Raw genomic sequence first — 19,795 nt, forward strand, 5'->3', positions numbered from 1 at the left:
AAAATACGGTGAAATTTCACCGTATTTTTTTATTCGCTAGATTTTGTTATTTTTTATCTGAAGGTTGTGCTCTGCCATAATTCACACAAATAATCTGAGCAGCATTATAAAGCGTTGTATCAGGTGTTAAACTTAATGTATGTTTCTTTTGCTTTTTAGGCGCAGCACGCAAACCCTGTCCCCAAAACTCATCATAGAAATCAGTTCGCACTTGAGTTAAATGATAATTTGCACAATTCAAAATCTTGTACTGACGAACAGAACGTGCATAACGTTTAGGCTCAGGATAAACATACAATCCCTTATCTAAATTCACTACTGCATCAAAATGTACAATTTGCGGCTCTTGGTTATCCACCCAGATCGATTCACTATCGATGTAATAATTCACATTCTTCACCAAACGTATATATCCGCTTCGCACATCGGTCGGCGGTGTCAGTTTCACATCATTTTGTTCAGCCTTTTGAGTTTGAGCAGAACAGGCGGTAAGTACCCCAAGTGATAATGTTAAAATAATTTTTTTCATTATTTACTCCTTATGTTAGCTGACATTTATTCTAGAATTTTACAGTGTGCCCATAACCTTCTAGGATTGTTTTAATGTGCTCTAACGATTCTTTGGTTGGCGGTAATACATCTTCAAGCTCATAATCTAACCCAAGGGTTTTCCATTTATGCGCACCTAATCGATGATAAGGAAGAAGTTCAACTTTTTCAATATTGGTCATACCTTCAATAAATTGACCTAATAAATGTACATCGTGATCGCTATCAGTATAACCAGGAACCACAACATAACGAATCCATGTACGTTGATGACGTTTTTGCAAATATTTTGCAAATTCAAGGGTACGTTTATTTGGCACCCCAATAAGATTTTGATGAACTTGATCATTAAGTTCTTTTAAATCGAGTAAAACAAGATCTGTTACATCTAATAATTCATCAATAATATGATCATAATGACGCACAAAACCATTTGTATCTAAGCAAGTATTAATCCCTTCCGCTTTACAAGCACGGAACCAATCACGCACGAACTCAGCTTGTAGCACAGCCTCACCGCCAGATGCCGTAACGCCACCGCCTGTAGCATTCATAAAATGGCGATAAGTCACGACTTCTTTCATTAAATCTTCGACACTGATTTCTTTACCCCCTTCAAGGTCCCAAGTATCACGATTGTGGCAATATTTGCAGCGCATCAAGCAGCCTTGCATAAATAAAATAAAACGAATACCTGGCCCATCTACAGTGCCACAGGATTCAAAAGAGTGAATTCTTCCAAGAACTGACATACATAAATTTCCTAAAATTAGATATAGCTAAATTTTACCAAATATTTAGTCTATAAAAAATGAGCCTGATTGAAATCAGGCTCATACACATTATGTTCCCGCCAAAGTGCGGTCAAAAATAAAAATGTTTTTACATTGACTCTGTGAAAGTTCTAGTAATTACGTCTTGTTGTTGCTCTTTAGTTAAAGAGTTGAAACGTACTGCGTAGCCAGATACACGGATAGTCAATTGTGGATATTTATCCGGATTTTCCATTGCATCTAACAACATTTCACGGTTTAACACGTTCACATTTAAGTGTTGGCCACCTTCAACCGTTGCTTCGTGGTGGAAGTAACCATCCATTAAGCCAGCAAGGTTGCGACGTTGTGCTTCTGCATCTTTACCTAACGCATTTGGTACGATTGAGAAGGTATAAGAAATACCATCTTTCGCATAAGCAAACGGTAGTTTAGCTACAGAAGTTAATGATGCTACCGCACCTTTTTGGTCACGACCGTGCATTGGGTTCGCACCTGGTCCGAATGGTGCACCAGCACGACGACCATCAGGGGTGTTACCAGTTTTCTTACCATAAACCACGTTAGAAGTAATGGTTAATACAGATTGTGTAGGCACTGCATTGCGGTAAGTTTTAAGTTTTTGAATTTTCTTCATGAAACGTTCAACTAAGTCACAAGCGATGTCATCAACACGGTTGTCGTTGTTACCATATTGTGGATATTCGCCTTCGATTTCGAAGTCGATTGCTACGTTGCTTGCTACAACATTGCCATCTTTATCTTTGATGTCGCCACGAACTGGTTTAACTTTCGCATATTTAATTGCTGAAAGTGAGTCAGCCGCAACAGAAAGACCTGCGATACCACAAGCCATGGTACGGTATACATCACGATCATGTAATGCCATTAATGCTGCTTCGTATGAATATTTATCGTGCATGTAGTGGATGATGTTTAAGGCTGTCACATATTGTTTTGCTAACCAATCCATAAAGCTGTCCATACGAGTCATTACAGTGTCGAAATCTAACACTTCATCAGTGATTGGTGCAGTTTTCGGACCTACTTGCATACCTAATTTTTCATCGATACCGCCGTTGATTGCGTATAACAATGTTTTCGCTAAGTTTGCACGCGCACCGAAGAATTGCATTTGTTTACCAACAACCATTGGTGATACACAACATGCGATTGCGTAGTCATCATTGTTGAAGTCTGGACGCATTAAATCATCGTTTTCGTATTGAACTGATGAGGTATCAATCGATACTTTTGCACAGAAACGTTTGAAGTTTTCAGGTAATTGTTCAGACCAAAGAATCGTTAAGTTTGGTTCTGGAGAGGTACCCATGTTGTAAAGGGTATGTAAAATACGGAATGTATTTTTGGTTACTAATGTACGACCGTCTAACCCCATACCTGCGATGGTTTCAGTTGCCCACATTGGGTCGCCAGAGAATAATTGATCGTATTCAGGCGTACGTAAGAAACGAACCATACGGAGTTTCATTACTAAGTGGTCAACTAATTCTTGCGCTTCAGTTTCAGTAATTTTTCCAGCTTTTAAATCACGTTCGATGTACACATCAATAAAGGTTGCTGTACGACCGAATGACATAGCAGCACCATTTTGTGATTTGATTGCAGCTAGATAAGCAAAATACATCCATTGAATTGCTTCTTGAGCATTAGTTGCAGGGTTAGAAATATCATAACCATAGCTTGCAGCCATTTGTTTTAATTGGCCTAATGCACGGTGTTGTTCTGCGATTTCTTCACGTAAACGAATTGTTGCTTCAAGATTTACGCCATCTTCTAAATCTTTTTGTAAAGAAGAGAATTGTGCGTATTTATCTTTCATTAAGAAATCTACACCGTAAAGTGCTACACGACGGTAGTCACCGATAATACGGCCGCGACCATAAGCATCTGGAAGACCAGTTAATACGCCAGATTTACGGCAACGTAAAATATCTGGCGTATAAACATCGAATACACCTTGGTTGTGGGTTTTACGATATTCAGTGAAGATTTTTTTCACTTCAGGATCTAATTCACGACCGTAAATTTTGCATGAGCCTTCCACCATTTTGATACCACCGAATGGCATAATGGCACGTTTTAAAGGTTCATCAGTTTGAAGACCAACGATTTTTTCTAAGTCTTTGTTAATGTAACCTGGTGCGTGAGAGATAATGGTAGATGGCGTATGTTCATCAAAATCTAATGGTGCGTGAGTACGGTTTTCAATTTTAATTCCTTCCATCACAGATTCCCAAAGCTTAGTGGTTGCTTCAGTTGGACCTACTAAGAAAGAGTCATCGCCTTCATACGGGGTATAGTTTTTTTGGATAAAGTCACGTACATTGACATTGTCTTGCCAATCGCCACCAGCAAAACCAGCCCACGCCAATTTTTGCGCTTCATTAAGTTCTGACATAGTCATTTCCTTTGTTAATTAATAAATAAGTAAATCTTTAATGAGTTTTGGTTAAATAACGTTGGAATACACCAATACAAATTGCCCCGCCGACAATATTTCCCAACGTTACAGGGATTAAATTCTTCACAATGAAATGATACAAATCTAAATCTGCGTATTTCATCGGATCAACGCCGATTTGTTGCCAAAATTCAGGAGTACTAAAATGTGCGGTAATAATTCCCATCGGAATCATAAACATATTAGCCACACAGTGTTCAAAACCTGATGCCACAAATAAACCAATCGGCATAATCATAATAAATGCTTTGTCTGTAACAGTCTTACCGGAATAAGACATCCAAACCGCCACACACACCATAATGTTACATAAAATACCTAGGTTAAACGCTTCAAACCAAGTGTGATGAATTTTATGTTGGGCAGTTGCAAGAATTGTTAAACCCCATTGACCATTTGCTGCCATGGTTTGTCCCCCAAACCAAATAACAGCTGCAATAAATAAACCGCCAACGAAGTTGCCCAAATATACTACGATCCAGTTTCGAATCATTTGGGTTGTCGTTATTTTTCCGCCTACGCGGGCAACTAAGGTTAAAGTAGAAGAGGTGAATAATTCAGATCCTAAAATCACCACCATAATTACGCCCAAGGAGAAGACTAATCCACCGACTAACTTAGTTAATCCCCAAGGTGCACCTGCACTAGCAGTTTGTGTTGTCGTGTAAAATACAAAGGCTAACGCAATACAAGCACCGGCACTAATACCGGACATAAACGATAAAAATGGACGTTTATTTGCTTTATAAGTCGCTGTATTTTCTGCATAATCCGTTGCTTCAACAGGTGTGAGCGCAACAGAAGACAGTTTTTGATTTTCTGATGCCATAATCAAACTCCAAATATTGAAAAAGTGAATGAAAATTTAATACTTCTAATAGGTTTACAACTTCAAATACTTCTACAACCGCCACCATTTTACTCTCCTCCCCTAGTATTGCAAAGAAAACTACTATTTATTTCAACAAAATTTGATTTTTTACAAGATTTGTTAAAGAAAATACGCTATACACATTTCAGGTTAGATAAAATCCACAAAAAATAAACCGCACTTTTATCAAAAAAGACAAAAGTGCGGTTAGTTTTCTGGTTATTTTAGTAATACTCAGGACACATTAAGGCACAAAATAATGAGGTATAAAATGACTATCATTCCCCGTCACTGCCGTAAAATCTTCGCGTAATCCCATACCGCAAGCCACATCACCCACAACCCAAGAGCCGATAATTGGATACATTCCATCAAAACTCGGTAATTCAAATTTTTGTTGATAAACATAACCTGAATTACCATAAAACGTAGAGTGTTCGCTTCCTTTCGCTGCAAATTCTACGCCATTGTTTTTCTCATAATAGAAGACATTGGCACCTTCTCGACCTAACAATGGTTTTTTCACCCACATCGATAAATCTTTTGGTAGTTCGAAAGGCGTAAAATAAGCAGGCAATAAATTCGGATGATTAGGATAACGCGCCCAAAGTTTTGCCAATAGTGCTTTATTACTTAATAGCATTTTCCACGCTGGTTCAATAAATCGTGTTTCAGCCGTTGTAATATGGCGAGCAAACTCAGCGTGGCTTAGCCATTCCAGCGGATACAATTTAAATAACATTTCAATAGGTTGATCATTTAAATCTACAAATTTTTTTGTTTCACTGTTATAGCCAATATCTTCCACCGCTAATTGATGAATATTCCAACCTGCGTTATAAGCCACATCAGCTAAATAATCCACATTGCCCCAATCTTCACGGCCAGCATCTTGCATAGCACTCAAATGGAAATCTGTTTTGCCACTTTGTTGTTTCAAAAATTGGAAATGTTTTATTAATTCTTCATGAATCCAATTAAATTGATCACGATGTTTCAAGCCCTCAATTTGCTCCAACCACTGCCATTGAACAACCGCCGCCTCCAACAAAGATGTTGGCGTATCGGCGTTATATTCAAACATTTTTAGGTTGTCGCCATCATAGCCAAAATCAAAGCGTCCATACAAATAAGGATCTTGATTACGCCAAGAGCTTTCAATAAGCTGTTTTTGCAACTCCGTAAAACGATAATTTTCATAATCGCCTTTTTTAATTTCATCCGCCGCAAAATTTAAACACATTGAATGCAATTCATTAGTTGTATCCTCAATGCGATCAATTTCCGCTAAGGTAAATTCATAGGCGACATTATCAGACCAATAATGAGATCCATCACTGGAAGGCAAGTTATAATAATCAAATCCAACATTAAGTAGCTGTTGCACCATATCTGGTCGAGTAGGAAACCCTGTTACACGTTTCATTTAGCCCCCACTGCTACGATTAGTATTATTTGGGCTACTAAAACCACCACGAGATACAGGTTTGCTATTCATGCTTCCTGCATTTCCTTTCACAAGCATTGGTTTTCCAACAGAACGATTCGTTTGAGGTTGCACAACTTGTCCTGTTGGCGTGGTGACAGCTCGATTTCCAGGGTGATAGCTTGGGCCAAGGAAGCTACTAATTGCACGAGCTGCCATATACCCCATAACGCCACCAGCAATCGCAGCCCCTAAAGAAGGATCGGTACTTTCAGCTTTTGCAGTTGATTCCGCATTATTCTCGCTTTGATTAGCTTGTGCACTATTTTCAGCTGGATTTTTTACCGCACTTTCTGCATTACCGTTATCACGAATATTTAAACCAAGCCCCTGCTGTGGTGTAGTTTCAGTTTTTTGAGTACTCTCGGTATTTTTATCTGCCTCACAAAGCTCAATTTTTTTCCAATCCGCTAAACAATCGTCTAAAGACTGATATACATCGCGTTGTACTTGTTCTTCTGAACAGCCTCCTAATAAGGCCACAATAGATAAACTAACTAAAATCTGATTTTTCTTTTTCATTGTTCTCAATTTTTATCGAATGGTTTTAACACCTAGCCATTGCTCGGCCTGTTTATTAGTAATTTCTTCACGAGTCCACATGCTCATTAAATCTGGTTGTGGATATTTATTGCTGTTATAGCCGACTAAACGGGCAAAATCAAATACAGCATGAGGATAGCCATTAATAAGCAACAAGGCTAAATAACCACTCTCATCCCAACAAATTTCAAGTTTACGAGCCTCATGATGATTAGAGGTTGAATCAACATTATACACGTGCAACATATCAACTATCGGTTGAGCATTTTGACGCATATCAAGTGCATAAAAATAGCCTGTTTCGCCGTCATCTTCAAACATTACAGCAAAATGCTCAAATACTGTAGAATGCGTTCCTACTTGCTTTGGCGTTCCTAAAAAGAGTTCGTCCTCTAAAGTTAAATGTAACATTCCCTTTCCTTTAAATATTAGATATAAAAACACCGCACTTTTATACAAAGTGCGGTGAGATTTTACAGTAAATTCAGCGTGAATTACGCTTGTCCTTTAACCGCTTTTAAGCCTGGGAATGCTGCTGGAGTACCTGCGCGTTCTAATGCTTCTTCGATACGGATTAATTGGTTGTATTTTGCAATACGGTCAGAACGGCTCATAGAACCAGTTTTGATTTGACCTGCTGCTGTACCCACCGCTAAATCAGCGATAGTCGCATCTTCGGTTTCACCTGAACGGTGAGAGATAACTGCGGTGTAACCTGCATCTTTAGCCATTTTGATTGCGGCTAAAGTTTCAGTTAAAGAACCGATTTGGTTGAATTTGATTAAGATAGAGTTTGCGATACCTTTTTCGATACCTTCTTTTAAGATTTTGGTGTTAGTTACGAATAAGTCGTCGCCCACTAATTGAACGCGGTCGCCTAACACTTTAGTTTGGTATGCAAAACCTTCCCAGTCAGATTCGTCTTGACCGTCTTCGATAGACACGATTGGGTATTGTTTGGTTAATTCTTCAAGATAGTGTGTGAATTCTTGAGAAGTGAATGAACGGCCTTCGCCTTTCATTTCATATTTGCCAGTTTCTTTGTTATAGAACTCAGAAGATGCGCAGTCCATCGCTAAAGTTACATCTTTACCTAATACGTAACCTGCTTTTTCTACTGCTTCTTTGATACATGCTAAAGCGTCAGCGTTAGAGGCTAGGTTAGGTGCGAAACCACCTTCGTCACCAACTGCAGTACTCATGCCTTTAGATTTTAATACTTTAGCAAGGTTATGGAATACTTCAGCACCGATACGAAGTGCTTCACGTAATGTTTTCGCACCCACCGGTTGAATCATGAATTCTTGGATATCAACGTTGTTGTCTGCGTGTTCACCACCGTTGATGATGTTCATCATTGGTAATGGCATAGAGTAAACGCCTGGTGTGCCGTTAAGTTCAGCGATGTAAGCGTAAAGTGGTAAACCTTTAGATGCAGCCGCTGCTTTTGCGTTTGCTAAAGATACTGCTAAGATTGCATTTGCACCAAAGTTAGATTTGTTTTCGGTTCCGTCTAAATCGATCATGATTTGGTCGATTTCAGCTTGGTTAGACGCATCTTTACCAAGAATTGCTTCAGCAATTGGGCCGTTTACTGCGGAAACAGCTTTTAATACGCCTTTACCTAAGAAACGAGATTTGTCACCATCGCGTAATTCTAATGCTTCACGAGAACCAGTTGATGCACCAGATGGAGCTGCGGCTAAACCAACAAAACCACCTTCAAGATGAACTTCAGCTTCAACAGTTGGATTACCGCGTGAGTCGATGATTTCGCGACCAATCACTTTAACGATTTTTGCCATTTTTATTTTCCTCAATTAAGTTAATTAAAACGGGTTAGGCGAGCCTAAAACAGGCAATATGATAAAGCTATTTTGAGATTTTGTCTTGTAAAAAATGCGTATGCTTTGATCTTTATCTATTTTTACAAAATAAAAGAGCGGTGAAAAAATTTGTCATTTCTCACCGCTCTTTTTACTCTAATTTAATCCATTACTTCACAGATTGTTTATGATTTTCATAAGCTGCTTTTACAAAGCCTGCAAACAACGGATGACCATCACGAGGCGTAGAAGTAAATTCTGGATGGAATTGGCAAGCGACAAACCAAGGATGATTTGGCACTTCGATAATTTCTACCAATTTTTTATCTGCAGATAATCCCGTTACTTTCAATCCTGCTTTTTCAATTTGTGGAAGCAAGGTATTGTTCACTTCATAGCGATGACGGTGACGCTCTTCAATGGTTTCTTTGCCATAAAGCTCACGAGCGCGACTGCCTGACACCAAATGACATTGTTGTGCGCCTAAACGCATTGTTCCGCCAAGATCAGATTCATCGGTACGCACTTCTGTATTACCATCTGCATCTTGCCATTCCGTGATTAATGCAACCACAGGTTGTTCACAATCTTTATCAAACTCAGACGAGTTGGCTTTAGTTAAACCCGCTACATTACGTGCATATTCAATCAACGCGATCTGCATACCCAAGCAAATGCCCAAGTAAGGAATTTTGTTTTCACGTGCATATTGTGCGGTACGAATCTTACCTTCCACACCACGATAACCGAATCCGCCAGGAACAAGAATGCCATCAATACCTTTTAATACTTCAACACCTTTGGTTTCAACATCTTGGGAATCAATATATTTAATGTTAACGCTTAAACGATTCGTTAAACCTGCATGTTTCAATGCTTCATTTACAGATTTATAGGCATCTGGTAACTCAATATATTTACCCACCATTCCAATGGTCACTTCACCCACTGGATTGGCTTGTTTGTAAAGCACTTGCTCCCATTCAGACAGATCCGCTTCAGGGCAAGTTAAACGAAAACGTTCACAGACGAAATCATCTAAACCTTGAGATTTTAATAATGCTGGGATTTGATAAATCGAATTTACATCTTTTAATGAAATGACTGCGCGTTCTGGAACATTACAGAATAAAGCAATTTTCGCACGTTCATTTGGCGGAATCATGCGATCTGAACGACAAATCAACACATCAGGTTGAATACCAATTGAAAGCAATTCTTTTACAGAATGTTGAGTTGGTTTAGTTTTTACTTCACCCGCCGTTGGAATATAAGGCACTAAAGTTAAGTGCATAAATAACGTATGTTCACGACCAACTTGAACGGCTAATTGACGTAATGCTTCTAAGAATGGGAGTGATTCAATATCACCAACGGTACCACCCACTTCAACAATCACAACATCGTGACCTTGAGCCCCCGCAATAACGCGCTCTTTAATTTCATTGGTAATATGTGGAATCACTTGAATTGTTGCACCAAGATAATCGCCGCGACGCTCTTTACGTAATACTTCAGAATAAATTTTGCCTGTGGTGAAGTTATTACGTTTAGTCATTTTAGTACGGATAAAACGCTCATAGTGACCTAAGTCTAAATCTGTTTCAGCGCCATCTTGAGTGACGAAAACTTCCCCATGTTGGGTTGGGCTCATCGTACCTGGATCCACATTAATATATGGATCTAATTTCATAATAGTTACGTTTAAACCACGAGCTTCTAAAATTGCCGCCAATGATGCTGCCGCAATGCCTTTACCTAACGATGAAACAACACCGCCAGTGACGAAAATATAATTTGTAGCCATAGGGAACCTAATCTGTATTGGGATATAAATGATTATAGCTAATCATCTTACAGACAAAATCAACCAAAAGTGCGGTCAAAAATCGAAGATAACTAGCTATCAAAGACGGGACGGTAGTTTACCTGATTTGGTCAATGAACTCAATTAGAAAACCACAATTAGCATGTAAAGCCTTGTTAGACTTCTATCCTCTAGGATGAAATCTTTCATGCAATCGTTTCAATCTCTCTTTTGCCACGTGAGTATAAATCTGTGTTGTGGATAAATCTGTATGCCCTAGCAACATTTGCACCACGCGTAAATCCGCACCGTGATTTACTAAATGGGTGGCAAAAGCATGGCGAAGAACGTGAGGGGAAAGTGCATCCGCATCAATATCCGCGAGAATGGCATAATGTTTTACACGATACCAGAAAGTTTGACGAGTCATTTGCTGTGCGCGCTGACTTGGAAACACAACATCAGAACTCTGCCCATTTAAGAGAACAGGACGGCCATAAAGCATAAATTGACGAACCCAATAGGCAGCTTCTTCCCCCATTGGTACAATACGTTCCTTGTTCCCTTTACCAATCACTCGCACCACGCCTTGTTGCACGCTCATGTTTTCAATCGTAAGCGAAACTAACTCCGTTACACGAAGCCCAGTTGCATAAAGCAACTCTAACATTGCTTTATCGCGTAACTCCAAAGGTACGTCCACATCTGGCGTATTGAGCAAATCAGACACTTGTTGCTCAGTTAAATATTTTGGCAGGCGACTGGGTAATCTAGGCGAGCTTAGCACCGCACTTGGATCATCTACTCGATATTTTTCCCGATATAAATATTGGAAAAGTTTACGCATCGCACTTAACATTCGCGCGGTGCTCGTGGCTTTGTAACCTTTCTCCAAACGTTCTCCTAGAAAACCTTGCAAATCAACAGCATCTAAAGTTTCCAAAGACAAGTCGTTTTTATCCAACCAATCACAAAGTGCGGTTAAATCCAAACGATAAGATTGAACGGTATTTTCTGAAAGCCCTTTTTCAATCCAATATTCATTAAGAAACAAATCAATAAGCGCAAGATTTTTCATATTACTTTTCTACAAGGAAAGCGATGCGTCCTATTTATGCTGAACAATCAAAAAGGCATTTAACTTGCGTGGAATCACAAAAAATGCTGCTGAAGCGATGATACTCATAAATACAAATGTCATCGTTGGAGAAGTTGGATAAATCATGCCAGCAATCGCAGTGAAAATGGCAATGAGCACACCATTGGATAAACCATTATACAAACCTTGTAACTTCGCAATATGGCTTTGCGGCTGGGTGGTGATATAGCGAACAATTGCATAATGGCAAACGGCATAGGTTAAACTGTGCATAAGTTGCAATAAGAATATCAACCAAAAATCTTCAATATATCCCATTACAGCCCAGCGTCCAACGCAGGCAAACGCAGAAATATACAGTAGCACACTGATAGAAATATTTTGAAATAAGCGACGAGAAAAGAAAAATAATACAATTTCTGCTAATACGCCAATGCCCCAAAGTAAGCTAGTTTGAGAAACGGAGATCCCAATGCTTCTCCAATAAATTGTACTATAAACATAATAAGCCGCATGAGAGCCTTGAATCAGCCCTACTGCTATCATGACTCGTAATGTCATCGGATTTTTCAGTAAAGCAATAAAACCAACATCATTTTGAACGCCATCTTCAGGTATTTCATCTTTTGGGGGAATGGTCGGTTTTAAAAGCTGAATGATGGTATAGAAAGATAAAAGTGCGGTTAAAATCCACACGATATTTTGCTCGCCGACCCAGCCAATCATGCCACCAAACACCACTACGCCAAGAATAAAGGCAGAAGAGCCAATCAAACGTACTTTGCCGTAATCTAAGCCGATTTGGCGTTGCCAAGTGGATGCCAACGAATCCCCAATTGGCATTCCCGCTGAATTCACAGAAGCATACAAACCAATAGCAATAAACAACAACCAAAAATTATGAGCAACTAAACTCATAGCCGCCATAATAATGGCCGATGCTAACGCCAATAGACGTAAGGAACTAATAATATGATTGGCTTTTTTAATCAGCGATGAAAAAAATAATCCGCCCGCAAATCGGAAAATATAAGCACTCCCGATCACCAAACCAATCATTTCTTCACCATATTGTTGAGATTTCAACCATGCGGGGAAAAACGGCAAAAATACGCCATAAGCGCAGTAGTAACCTAGAAAGCTCAGTGCGAGCCAATAAAAAGGACGAACTTGCATCAGAATAAAGTTTCCATTTCTTGTGAACGAGACAAACAAGCTTGCATGGCTTGCTCTATTGTTTGATTAAAATGTTGAGCATCAAATACTGCTAACGCCGCCGCAGTGGTACCACCTTTCGAGGTAACATTTTCACGTAAAGTTGAAAGCGCAATTTGCGGATTTTCAGCCACCATTTTTGCTGCACCAAACATAGATTGCTGCACTAATTCACGCGCAGTTTTCTCATCAATATTCATTTTGATTAAGGCTTGCTGCATCGCTTCCAGCATTAAAAAGAAATAAGCGGGGCTACTTCCTGACGCGGCAGTTACTGCGTGCATTTGACTTTCATCATCCACCCAAACCGTTCTTCCCACAGATCCCAATAAATCTTGTGCAAAAGTGCGGTGATTTTCACTCGTATTTTTCGGTGCAAATAACCCCGCCATACCTTCCCCCACCAATGCGGGCGTATTTGGCATGACGCGCACTATCGATTTTATACTTGGAATTAATGCGTTCAAGCGTTCAGTTGAAATACCGGCGGCAATGGAAATTAACAATTTGTCGGAAAAATCCACCGCACTTAGTGGCGAACAAACATCAGCCATCATTTGAGGTTTTACCGCAAGCAACACAACTTCCGCTTTGGTTGCACTTTCCACATTATTTTCTGAAGTTGCCACGCCAAGATTAGCAAAAAATGCTCTTTTTTCCTCATTCGGATCATTCACAATAATTTGCTCGGCAGGATAACCTTGTTTCAACAAGCCAAGAATAATAGCCTGCGCCATATTGCCGCCGCCAATAAAGGCAATCAATTTGTGTTGCATCGTTTTTCCTACTTTTATGGGCTATAATGCAACACATTCTACCCTATATTGAAGGAAGTGTTACGATGTGGTTCAAAAATTTAATGACTTATAGGCTGACTAAACCGCTAGATTGGGATCTTACACAACTACAAACTCAACTAGAAGATTGTCAATTTCATCCTTGCGGCGCTCAAGATCAAAGTAAATTTGGCTGGTCTGCTCCATTAAGAGGTTCTGATTTACTCTATTTTTCTGTAGGAAAACAAATTCTATTAATCGCCAAAAAAGAAGAAAAAATCTTGCCGGCAAATGTAGTCAAACGTGAATTAGATGACCGCATTGAAAGCCTCGAACAAAAAGAAAATCGCAAACTTAAAAAGGTAGAAAAACAGACATTAAAAGATGATGTCGTGATGAATTTATTACCTCGTGCGTTTAGTAAAAATCAGCATACAGCGCTATGGATTGATACGGAAAATAATCTTGTTCATGTTGATGCCGCATCGAGTAAACGCGCGGAAGATGCGCTCGCATTACTGCGTAAATCCTTAGGATCGCTCCCTGTCGTGCCTTTAGCATTTGCTAATGAACCCAGCACGATTTTAACGAATTGGATAGTTCAAGATAGCTTACCCCATTGGTTACTTGCATTAGAAGAAGCCGAGCTTCGTGGCAGCCAGGAAGACAGCATTATTCGTTGTAAAAAACAACCCTTAGAAAATGAAGAAATTCTCGCCCTTCTGCAAGATGGCAAAAAAGTAGTAAGTAAATTAGCCTTAGAATGGGAGGATACCTTAACCTTCGTTTTTAACGAGGATTGCACCCTCAAACGTTTAAAATTTGCAGATAGTGTACGCGAAAAAAATGATGATATTCTGAAAGAAGATTTTGCACATCGTTTCGATGCAGATTTTGTACTGATGACAGGTATTTTGGCTAAACTCACCGAAAATTTATTAGATGAATTTGGTGGCGAAAAAACTAGACTGTAAAATCATATTGCAAATTTACCGCACTTTTGCTTGAACAATGTTTGCCTAGACAGAGATTAAATCAAGCATAAACAAGAGCCTTTCCCAAAATATGAGGAAAGGCTCTTTTATCGTTAAATTATTGTTCAATATTTGAGTTACTTGGCTTACGTCGTTTTCCGATATTTTTCGTATCCTTATGACGCAATTTCACTTTTTTCTTCGCCTCTGTTTTTTTCTTTTCTTCGCGTTTTTCTTTAATACGAGCCTTTTGTTTTTTGCTTACAGATTTCACTTCACCATCTTTTGGTGGCTTAGTGCGAGGTTCTAAACCTTCTAAAACGCGCGCCTTTAAAATTTCCTCGGTATAGCGTTTGATTTTACCTAGTAACTTGTAATCATGGGCTTCGACAAAAGAGACCGCCGTGCCTTTTTTACCTGCTCGCGCGGTACGTCCAATTCGATGCAAATAAGTATCCGCACTATACGGCAAATCAAAATTCATAACATGGCTTACATCGTCAATATCAATACCACGCGCAGCCACATCGGTTGCAACCAATACCGTCACAATACCTGATTTCAATTTATCAATCGCATTATTACGTTGAGTTTGTGCCATTTCACCTTCTAAATACGCGGAACGAATGCCTCGTTTACGCAATGTTTCAGAAAGCTCACGCGCATCTTCACGACGACGAACAAACACAATTCCACGGGTCACTTCTTCAGTTTCAATAAAACGCGCGAGCAATTTGATTTTGTGTTCATTGCTGTCTGCATGATAATACCATTGATTGATTTTTTTTCTTTCTCGACGGCTTGGTTCTGCATCTACTTTCACAGGATCATTCAACAAACGCTCCGCGAAATCGACCAACAACTCCCCTTCCAATGTCGCAGAAAACAACAGGGTTTGTTTTCGCCAACGGGTTTCAGCTGCAATTTTTTCCGCATCTTGTCCAAATCCCATTTGTAACATTCTATCGGCTTCATCAAAAATCAGTATTTCAACGGAACGGCAATCAAAATTTTCTTCCTTAATGTATTGCAACAAACGACCAGGCGTTGCCACCACCAAATCTTGATTAGTGTTGAACACATCACCGTGATTTTGATACGCCACACCGCCTGTAATTGTCGCAATATTTAAATGGGTGAACTGCGCTAATTCTTCCGCTTGTTCAGCCACTTGCATTGCCAATTCACGGGTTGGCGTTAATACCAAAATACGCGGTGAGCCTGGTTTACGACGAGGATAATCCAATAAATGTTGTAGCGCAGGTAATAAAAAAGCAGCCGTTTTCCCTGTTCCCGTTGGTGCAGAGCCTAGTACATCACGCTCTTCCATTGCGGCAGGAATGGCTTCCATTTGAATAGCTGTTGGGCGGGAATAACCTTTTTTCTCAAGCGCCTTTAAAAGCTCAGGAGAAAGATCGAATTGTTCAAATTGGGATAAATTCATTATTGTGCGGTTCTTTGTTAAAATTGGCGCGAATTATACCCGAAAAGCACCTAAAAGTGCGGCCAATTTACGAAAAATTTATGAGCGGATTTACCTTTAAACAATTCCATATCAATCAAGATTCTTGTGCAATGAAAGTCGGCACTGATGGCATTTTGTTAGGTGCTTGGGCTGATGTAAAACATTGTAAAAATATTTTAGATATGGGCAGTGGCACTGGATTATTGGCTTTAATGTTGGCACAACGAACAAAAGAAAACTGCCAAATTCAAGCAGTTGAGCTGGATCCCATTACAGCAAAACAAGCACAAGAAAACATCAATGATTCAATGTGGAAAAATCGCATCCAACTTATTCAAACGGATATACAACATTTTTTACAAACCACTGAACAAACCTTTGATTTAATTGTAGCAAATCCACCTTATTTTGAACAAGGTATTGCTTGCAAAAATGAGGAAAGAGAATTGGCTCGTTATACCAAGCAAAGCCACTTAAATTGGTTAGAATGGGCTGCCACGCGCTTATCGGAAAATGGGAGAATAAGTTTTGTTTTGCCTTATGATGCGGGGGAAACGCTCATAAAATCCACAGCACTTTTTTGCATTAAACAGACGAATATCATTACTAAAGTGGGAAAAACGCCCCAAAGAATGCTACTTACCTTTGCCAAACAGCCCCAAGTTTTAATGCAAGATCAATTGGTGATTTATAATGAGGATAATCAATATACTGAAACGTTTATTGAATTGACTAAAGACTTTTATTTGAAATTTTAAAGGGGAGAAAATTCTCCCCTTGAACTGATAAAAAACGCTTAATTACCATTCATAACCATAAGCAGCCCCAACCATAACATCTTTCTTACCTGACATATTGGATGCTCCACTGAATTTAACAATATGTTTACCATTATCTGTCAAGCGAGAATATCCAACTGCTAAGGCTTGTTCTCCGCGATAATACGTGGTGGCAGTACTTATAGATGATCTACCTGAAGTATGTGGCTGAGGCAGCAAACCCATTGCCCCCGCAATAGCAACTCCTCGACGTCCTCGACGATCAACTTCATCCATTCTATTGTTTAATTGATTAATTGAACGTGTATTATGTGCCACAGATTGATTGGTTTCATATAATTGTTGGCCATTTACCGCCTCTTTTGATATTGCAGAAATCTCACCAGCAGCTACATTCACTACTTTATTTCCGCCATTATTTAAGCCGTTTTCAGTAATAGAAACAGTTTTGCTGCCTGTATTAATGGTTACGCCATTGGTATTCATAACTGTATTGCCAGTGTGGACTTCTTTAACATTAACGATGTCATTTAGTGTAAGGCTATTACCATCTCTACCGTCTACGCCGTCTCTACCGTTTTGTCCATCTTTACCATCTCTGCCGTCTCTACCATTTTGCCCTTTCAAATCAGGATTAGCTTTAATGGCATCGCTATCGAATTCCATAAATAGAACCTGATTATTATTTTGATCCTTTTGTAGCGATGCTTTTAAGCCATTGCCAAAAGAAAAACGAAGATTTGTTAAATTAAACGGTGTACCGAGTTGTGTGCCAATATTAAAGTTGGCACCACTACTACTTCCACCGTTATAAAATAACACTGGAGCAGTAGCTAAGGCTTTTAATTGTGCCACATTCACTGCATCAGTATCTTCTGAACCCGCAGCGACATTTGTGATTTGGCGAGTGATGCCTAAATCAGAATTACCCACAGATACTGCACCGGCAGAACTTCTCCAAGTGTTGGCATCATTGTAGTTGGCTTGAATCTCTGCTAGTGCCAATTTTTTAGCTGCAATGGCATTATCACGATTCTTACGCATCTTTTCCGTTGTTTCAGAAGCCTTATTACGAATATCTTCAGTTTTGCCATATAAACGGTCATATTCTGATACCTTTAAGATTTCATTATACGAAAAAATCTTCTCGTCTAATTCAATAATCTTTGCTCGTAAGTTGTTATAAGCCTCTAATTTCTCAGTTGATAGAACGGTAGTCATATCTTTTAGTAGCATTTCTGGTTTAGTCGCATTATATGCTGTAGATGCATAGCCTAATGGATCAAAACCAATAACATCGCTTTTTGTATTTGCTAAGGAGTTATCTCCTAGAGCTACTGTCGAATCAAATGTAGCCATAGCACTTGGACCAAGTGCGACAGAATTAACGCCTGTTGTTTGAGCATTATCCCCCATAGCAATAGATTTTACGGCATTAGCTTGACTTTGATAGCCCAATGCGATAGAGCTATTATAATTTGCTCGTGCTTCTTGCCCTTGAGCAATACTATATATTCCGTGTGAATAGGTATATAAACCAATAGCCATACTGCCAAAGCCACGTGTACCATACGCAGTATTACGCCCCTGCTGATCAACTTGCGTGCCAATCGCAATAGAATAATGCCCCCAAGCCACTGATGTTGCACCTAATGCAGTTGAGTAAATTCCTATAGTTTTTGCACGGTCACCAACAGCAGTACTATAATCATCCACCGTTTCAGCATTAGTACCAATAGAAACAGATCTTGTTCCATTGGCAATAGATGCTGTGCCTAAAGCGACACCATAGTTTTTATAATCCATATTCGCTCTGGCAAGATTACCTAATGCAACAGAACCTACACCACCAGTATAGGAATCATAACCAATAGCAGTAGCTGCTGAGTATAATTGAGAATCGTGTTTAATAGAATCATTTTTAGCTTTAGCACCAATAGCAATGGATAATCCAACTTTTGACTGAGCACCATATCCAATAGCTATAGATTGTTCAGTTTGAGAACTTTCCTCAACCTTAGCTGCGGTACCAATAGCCAGACTATAATTTCCGCCAGCCTCAGCTGCAAAACCATTTGCTAATGCTTGCATTCCAGTTGCTTTTGCCTTATATCCTGTTGCGATGCTTGCATAGTTAGTTGCTTTTGATTCAGCACCGAGCGCGACAGAATATATGCCAGAAGCTAATGATTCATTACCAATCGCAACAGCTTGTCCACCAGTTGCGCCGAATGGGTTGGCTAACCCGAAACGAGCTAATTCTGGATTATTTGGATATAACGTTTTTTGTTCATTAAGTTTATTACGTGCCTTCGCAAATTTTTGGGCAAAATCAATAAACTTGTTACGTTTATCTTCTTCAGGAATAAGTTGTGTTAATTTTGCATTATCTTGAATAAGTGTGGCTAAATTAGCCTCGCCCTGATTCGCATCCAATAATGATGTTAGAGTTGCTTCATCAGTAATATTATTTTTAATGGTTGTCTCATAATTAAGGAACATTCTAAGCTGATTTGGATCATCATAGAATTTCTTCATTTCATCTGTACTAGTATGCACACCAATCGCAATTGCTCGTTCTCCTACCGAATAAGCATCTGCACCGACTGCAACACCATACTGATCAGTTGCCTCCGCGTATGCACCTAATGCGGTTGTATTAATACCAATGGCCTGAGAGTTTCTCCCCATCGCTATTGCATCAGTTTTTGTCGCTTTTGCGTTAAGTCCGATAGCTATCATATTTCCATCTGGATCACCACCATCTTCATCATTTGCTTTTGCGTTAGCACCTATTGCTAATCCTTGATTACCTGTAGCTTCAGCATTTGGACCGATTGCCATTGCTGCATGACCAGATACTTTTTGTGCATCAGCCCCCTGAGTATAACCATTAGCTTTAATTAATGTATCTAGTTTTGAAATGTGAGCATTCAGTTTATCAATGGTTTCTTGCATTTTTTGCAATTTTTGCTCTGTGGTTTCGGGAGTATCCGCCCACGCAGGCGCACTTAAAACAGAAAAAAGAGAAAGGGAAATAAGAGAAATTTTTGCACTAAAGTGCGGCTGATTTTTGCTGTGTTTTGCTAAATTATGGCTGGATGGTAGATTGTACATCATAAGTTAATTCCTTTTTGTTATATTTGT

16 protein-coding genes are annotated in these 19,795 nt (G+C 39.3%); 2 read left to right on the forward strand and 14 right to left on the reverse strand.

The window, feature by feature from the left end; all coding sequences use genetic code 11:
- Positions 1–46 precede the first annotated feature (46 nt).
- The 12 genes from DV428_RS03105 to proC form a co-directional block, all read right to left on the reverse strand.
- On the reverse strand, positions 47–529 hold the full coding sequence (locus DV428_RS03105; protein WP_114908646.1) for a surface-adhesin E family protein: 483 nt from the start codon (positions 527–529) through the stop codon (positions 47–49).
- 31 nt (positions 530–560) lie between these two features.
- Complete coding sequence (gene pflA / locus DV428_RS03110; RefSeq protein ID WP_005647113.1) at positions 561–1,301, reverse strand: pyruvate formate lyase 1-activating protein; 741 nt, start codon at positions 1,299–1,301, stop codon at positions 561–563.
- 130 nt (positions 1,302–1,431) lie between these two features.
- Positions 1,432–3,744, reverse strand: a complete 2,313-nt coding sequence (gene pflB, locus DV428_RS03115) for a formate C-acetyltransferase (RefSeq protein WP_162790765.1) — start codon at positions 3,742–3,744, stop codon at positions 1,432–1,434.
- A 37-nt stretch (positions 3,745–3,781) separates the two neighbouring features.
- Entirely contained in the window at positions 3,782–4,636 is an 855-nt protein-coding gene (focA, locus tag DV428_RS03120) for a formate transporter FocA (RefSeq protein ID WP_053465239.1), read from the reverse strand.
- Between the two features lie 286 nt (positions 4,637–4,922).
- Complete coding sequence (locus DV428_RS03125) at positions 4,923–6,104, reverse strand: glutathionylspermidine synthase family protein (RefSeq protein ID WP_114908648.1); 1,182 nt, start codon at positions 6,102–6,104, stop codon at positions 4,923–4,925.
- Complete coding sequence (locus tag DV428_RS03130; RefSeq protein ID WP_053465237.1) at positions 6,105–6,686, reverse strand: DUF1190 domain-containing protein; 582 nt, start codon at positions 6,684–6,686, stop codon at positions 6,105–6,107.
- A gap of 12 nt (positions 6,687–6,698) precedes the next feature.
- Positions 6,699–7,118 carry a DUF2251 domain-containing protein gene (locus tag DV428_RS03135; protein ID WP_005636440.1) on the reverse strand — a complete coding sequence of 140 codons (420 nt, stop codon included), beginning with the start codon at positions 7,116–7,118 and terminating at the stop codon, positions 6,699–6,701.
- 83 nt (positions 7,119–7,201) lie between these two features.
- Positions 7,202–8,512 (reverse strand): phosphopyruvate hydratase, encoded by a 1,311-nt coding sequence (gene eno / locus DV428_RS03140; RefSeq protein WP_114908649.1) that lies wholly within the window; start codon positions 8,510–8,512, stop codon positions 7,202–7,204.
- A gap of 190 nt (positions 8,513–8,702) precedes the next feature.
- Entirely contained in the window at positions 8,703–10,340 is a 1,638-nt protein-coding gene (gene pyrG / locus DV428_RS03145; protein ID WP_114908650.1) for a glutamine hydrolyzing CTP synthase, read from the reverse strand.
- Between the two features lie 184 nt (positions 10,341–10,524).
- Positions 10,525–11,418 carry a site-specific tyrosine recombinase XerD gene (gene xerD / locus DV428_RS03150; protein ID WP_114908651.1) on the reverse strand — a complete coding sequence of 298 codons (894 nt, stop codon included), beginning with the start codon at positions 11,416–11,418 and terminating at the stop codon, positions 10,525–10,527.
- Between the two features lie 30 nt (positions 11,419–11,448).
- The gene (locus tag DV428_RS03155) at positions 11,449–12,615 is read right to left on the reverse strand and encodes a 3-phenylpropionate MFS transporter (RefSeq protein ID WP_114908652.1); all 1,167 of its coding nucleotides are present in this window, start codon (positions 12,613–12,615) and stop codon (positions 11,449–11,451) included.
- On the reverse strand, positions 12,615–13,430 hold the full coding sequence (gene proC / locus DV428_RS03160) for a pyrroline-5-carboxylate reductase (protein ID WP_114908653.1): 816 nt from the start codon (positions 13,428–13,430) through the stop codon (positions 12,615–12,617). The genes DV428_RS03155 and proC overlap by 1 nt, the downstream gene beginning before the upstream one ends.
- A 65-nt stretch (positions 13,431–13,495) precedes the next feature.
- Between proC and rdgC the strand changes: the two genes are divergently transcribed.
- Complete coding sequence (gene rdgC / locus DV428_RS03165) at positions 13,496–14,404, forward strand: recombination-associated protein RdgC (protein WP_114908654.1); 909 nt, start codon at positions 13,496–13,498, stop codon at positions 14,402–14,404.
- Between the two features lie 118 nt (positions 14,405–14,522).
- On the opposite strand, the gene srmB is transcribed toward rdgC, so the two are convergent.
- Positions 14,523–15,848: an ATP-dependent RNA helicase SrmB gene (srmB, locus tag DV428_RS03170; protein WP_114908655.1), complete on the reverse strand. Its 1,326-nt coding sequence runs from the start codon at positions 15,846–15,848 to the stop codon at positions 14,523–14,525.
- 80 nt (positions 15,849–15,928) lie between these two features.
- On the opposite strand from srmB, the gene DV428_RS03175 reads away from it, so the two are divergent.
- Positions 15,929–16,627, forward strand: coding sequence for a tRNA1(Val) (adenine(37)-N6)-methyltransferase (locus tag DV428_RS03175; protein WP_162790766.1), 699 nt, complete (start codon positions 15,929–15,931; stop codon positions 16,625–16,627).
- A 42-nt stretch (positions 16,628–16,669) separates the two neighbouring features.
- Here the strand turns inward: DV428_RS03175 and DV428_RS03180 are convergent, their stop codons facing one another.
- Entirely contained in the window at positions 16,670–19,768 is a 3,099-nt protein-coding gene (locus DV428_RS03180) for a YadA-like family protein (RefSeq protein WP_114908657.1), read from the reverse strand.
- Positions 19,769–19,795: the final 27 nt, after the last annotated feature.

The organism is Haemophilus haemolyticus (assembly GCF_003352385.1).
Taxonomy (GTDB): Bacteria; Pseudomonadota; Gammaproteobacteria; order Enterobacterales; family Pasteurellaceae; genus Haemophilus; species Haemophilus haemolyticus_I.

Coding starts and splice junctions, on each gene's coding strand:
- DV428_RS03105 (WP_114908646.1), bottom strand. CDS start 529: ATGAAAAAAATTATTTTAACATTATCACTTGGGGTACTTACCGCCTGT.
- pflA (WP_005647113.1), bottom strand. CDS start 1,301: ATGTCAGTTCTTGGAAGAATTCACTCTTTTGAATCCTGTGGCACTGTA.
- pflB (WP_162790765.1), bottom strand. CDS start 3,744: ATGTCAGAACTTAATGAAGCGCAAAAATTGGCGTGGGCTGGTTTTGCT.
- focA (WP_053465239.1), bottom strand. CDS start 4,636: ATGGCATCAGAAAATCAAAAACTGTCTTCTGTTGCGCTCACACCTGTT.
- DV428_RS03125 (WP_114908648.1), bottom strand. CDS start 6,104: ATGAAACGTGTAACAGGGTTTCCTACTCGACCAGATATGGTGCAACAG.
- DV428_RS03130 (WP_053465237.1), bottom strand. CDS start 6,686: ATGAAAAAGAAAAATCAGATTTTAGTTAGTTTATCTATTGTGGCCTTA.
- DV428_RS03135 (WP_005636440.1), bottom strand. CDS start 7,118: ATGTTACATTTAACTTTAGAGGACGAACTCTTTTTAGGAACGCCAAAG.
- eno (WP_114908649.1), bottom strand. CDS start 8,512: ATGGCAAAAATCGTTAAAGTGATTGGTCGCGAAATCATCGACTCACGC.
- pyrG (WP_114908650.1), bottom strand. CDS start 10,340: ATGGCTACAAATTATATTTTCGTCACTGGCGGTGTTGTTTCATCGTTA.
- xerD (WP_114908651.1), bottom strand. CDS start 11,418: ATGAAAAATCTTGCGCTTATTGATTTGTTTCTTAATGAATATTGGATT.
- DV428_RS03155 (WP_114908652.1), bottom strand. CDS start 12,615: ATGCAAGTTCGTCCTTTTTATTGGCTCGCACTGAGCTTTCTAGGTTAC.
- proC (WP_114908653.1), bottom strand. CDS start 13,430: ATGCAACACAAATTGATTGCCTTTATTGGCGGCGGCAATATGGCGCAG.
- rdgC (WP_114908654.1), top strand. CDS start 13,496: ATGTGGTTCAAAAATTTAATGACTTATAGGCTGACTAAACCGCTAGAT.
- srmB (WP_114908655.1), bottom strand. CDS start 15,848: ATGAATTTATCCCAATTTGAACAATTCGATCTTTCTCCTGAGCTTTTA.
- DV428_RS03175 (WP_162790766.1), top strand. CDS start 15,929: ATGAGCGGATTTACCTTTAAACAATTCCATATCAATCAAGATTCTTGT.
- DV428_RS03180 (WP_114908657.1), bottom strand. CDS start 19,768: ATGATGTACAATCTACCATCCAGCCATAATTTAGCAAAACACAGCAAA.